3 protein-coding genes are annotated in these 2848 nt (G+C 61.7%); all 3 read right to left on the bottom strand.

Translation table 11 applies throughout. The features are described from left to right. Positions 1-1122, bottom strand: a 1122-nt coding sequence (locus Q0319_RS02910; protein ID WP_299450769.1) for a Rieske 2Fe-2S domain-containing protein, incomplete at its 3' end; no start/stop codon positions are given. 14 nt (positions 1123-1136) lie between these two features. Beyond that, positions 1137-2360 carry an FAD-dependent oxidoreductase gene (locus tag Q0319_RS02905; RefSeq protein ID WP_299450767.1) on the bottom strand — a complete coding sequence of 408 codons (1224 nt, stop codon included), beginning with the start codon at positions 2358-2360 and terminating at the stop codon, positions 1137-1139. A gap of 14 nt (positions 2361-2374) precedes the next feature. Next, positions 2375-2680, bottom strand: a complete 306-nt coding sequence (locus Q0319_RS02900; protein WP_299450765.1) for a non-heme iron oxygenase ferredoxin subunit — start codon at positions 2678-2680, stop codon at positions 2375-2377. Between the last annotated feature and the right edge of the window lie 168 nt (positions 2681-2848).

The following is a 2848-nucleotide window of genomic DNA, read 5'->3' as shown; positions in this document are numbered from 1 at the left end:
CCCCAGGAATCCGGAAGGCCCCATCAGGTTTCCCTGGCGCAACCGGTGGCGGGTCATTTCCTGGGAGTCGTCCTCGTAGCCGAACATGGTCCACAGCATGATCATGCTGTTCGGCCCATTGGGCACAATGTGGCGCACGCCCAGGGTGTTCATTTCGCGCTGTACGATCAGGTTCGGCCAAAGAGTCTGCATCGTGACGGACCATTCGGAGTCAAACTCTTTCACGAACTCCAGGAACCGTTCATCGCGCAGACGCATCCCTTCATGGAACGACCGCATTTCCTTCTTCTTGTCTTCGTCGATATCGGCATAGAGCGAGTCGCTCTTGGCGGACGCCATCGTCCCGTGCACGCCGTACTTTCCGTCGGCGATCATCGCGGAGCGATTGCCTGCTACCAGCAGGCCGAACACGACAAGAAATGAATGAAGCAGCGTCGCGTGGTAGGGATCCTTCAGGTTCTCGTGATACATCTTCCAGTTGCATGGCAACTCGTTTTTGTAGAAACCCAGGATCTTCAGTTTTTTTCCATTGAATACAACGTCGAAGTCCTTGAGGATCTCCGGCGTCAGATAGTCCTCCAGGCTCTCCATATCCGACGCGAACGAGGCGAAGACCACGCCGTTGCGGGTGGTGACCGAAAGCTTGCGCAATCCATGCTGTTCGTTGCGGAAATCTTTGGGCATTCCCCCCTGCTTGTCCACGCCCCGCTTGAACGGGATACCCTGCAGGTTGCCTTTCAGGTCGTAGGACCACTGGTGATATGGGCAGACGAACTCGGTATTGTTGCCCCGGCTATGCCGACAGAACTCGGCGCCTCGATGTGCGCAGCGGTTTTCGAAAACGTGGATGGATCCGTCCTCGGCCCGCGAGACGACCACCGGCGTCGGTCCGACGTACGAGCGCTTATAGTCCCCGGTATTCGGGATCTCGGCTTCGAGCGCTACGAAGTTCCAAGTGCGGCCATGAAAGATGCGCTCGATCTCGCGCTGGTACACAGACTCGTTGGTGTAGATCCAGTCGGGAATGGTTTGCAGGCCTTCGGCAGGCCAGGCCAGGGTATCGATGGGTGCGTTCTTGCCAGGTAGCGGCGCCGCACCGATGACGGTTTCACAGGAATACATGCATATCTCCGGAGCTATTGACTTGCCTGTTCGATTCGACGCAGCTTTACGCTCGGGTCGGCCAGGCGATCGGGATCGACCGGGATCCCTTGTTCCACGATTCTCTTGAGCGCCCGCAGTTCGCCACCCTGGTTCAGTGCCAGGGCGTAGACGACCACCTGGCCGCGCAGGCCCATAAGCAGGGTCTTGTCGTCCGGCCCCGGGCGCTCCACCCAGCGGTCGATGGACTCGTCCATCAGGCCGAGCATCTGGATGTTCCAGTCGTACTGGTCCGTCCAGAACCAAGGGGTCGGATCGTAGACAGCCGTGATGCCAAGCATGTTGCGCGCCGCGGCGATGGCCTGGTCCTTGGCGTGCTGCCAGGATTCCAGCCTGGCGCGCCGGCCCAGCCGGCCCGAAGGGAAGCTGGCGCAATCTCCGGCGGCATACACGCCTGGCGCGCTGGTTCTGCAATGTTCGTCCACGACGATGCCGTCGCTGACTTCGATACCCGACGCGCGCGCCACCTGATCGTTCGGCGCTTGCCCGACCGCGATGACGCAGAAGTCATGTACCGAGGATTCCTTTTCGCCGGCTACGACTACGGCCGAAGCGTGTTCCGAGACTCCGACGGGCCGCGCGTTCAGCATTACGCGTACGCCATGCCGTTCGTGCTTTCGAAGCAGTCTGTCGCCGAACTCCGGTGGCATTGCCTTGCCAAGCAGGCGTGGCGCGGTTTCGAAGACCGTCGCGTCCAACCCCCGGGCTGCCGCGCTGGCGGCGATCTCCAGGCCGAGAAAGCCCCCGCCGATGATTGCGACCGATTTTGAGCGCGCCATCAGGCCGCGCAGCCGCATGGCGTCGTCCAGTGTTCGCAGGTAGGCTACGCGTTCGGACGGCGGCGTCGTTCCGAGCGGGCGGGCATGGCCGCCGGTGGCCAGGAGGCATTTGTCGTAACCTAGCTTTTCCCCGGATTCCAGCCATGCCTCCCGGCGTGCGGTATCCAGGCGCACGACGCGGCCCGCGAGCTGTTCGGCGATCGTTGCGTCGCGGAAACCGGATTCGTAAAGCCAGGCGTCAAAGCAGTTTTCATCGGCTTCGGCGAGCAGAACGTCCTTGGATAGCGCAGGGCGTTCATAGGGCCCCCAAGGCTCGTCGCCAACGAGTACCAGACGGCCCTGGTAGCCCTCGGCTCGCAGCGTATGGGCTGCGTATCCGGCCGCCTGGCCGGCGCCCACAATCAGGAAGGTTTCTTCCACAGGTGCTCCCGCCTTCAGATATCGACCAGGATCGCACCGTCTTCGATATGCACGGGGTATGTGCGGACCGGTGCGGTTGCCGGGGCGCAGAGCGCGGCCCCGGTGCGGATGTCGAATTTGCCCTGGTGCAGAGGGCATTCGATGCACCCGTCTTCCATGTATCCGTCGCTGAGCAATGCGAACTGGTGGGTGCAGACGTTATGCGTGGCGTAGACCTTGCCGTCGACCAGGTACAGGGCGATACGCTCGTCGCCCAGCGTGACCGGCAACGGTTCGTCGTCCACCAGATCCGATAGATTCGCCGCGAATGTCAGTGCCATGGGATACCTGCCAATTTGTCAGTATGCTGACGATATTCGAATGCTAGGCGCATATCTCTCGGGCGTCAATCCGGTTGGGGTGCGGGTAAACCCTGGGGTGCCGCCCGGGCAGACCGGCCGCCGCGGGCTCGCGGCGGGATAACCCTAGCCAAAAAACGATTGACGCCA

This window comes from uncultured Pigmentiphaga sp., from assembly GCF_937950555.1.
In the GTDB taxonomy this organism is placed as follows: domain Bacteria; phylum Pseudomonadota; class Gammaproteobacteria; order Burkholderiales; family Burkholderiaceae_B; genus Pigmentiphaga.
The sequence above is the reverse complement of the archived record's forward strand: the minus strand, read 5'-3'. Positions and strand labels throughout refer to the sequence as shown.

Bases quoted from the DNA above. Each gene is read 5' to 3' on its own strand.
- Q0319_RS02900 (WP_299450765.1), bottom strand. From the start codon at position 2,680: ATGGCACTGACATTCGCGGCGAATCTATCGGATCTGGTGGACGACGAA.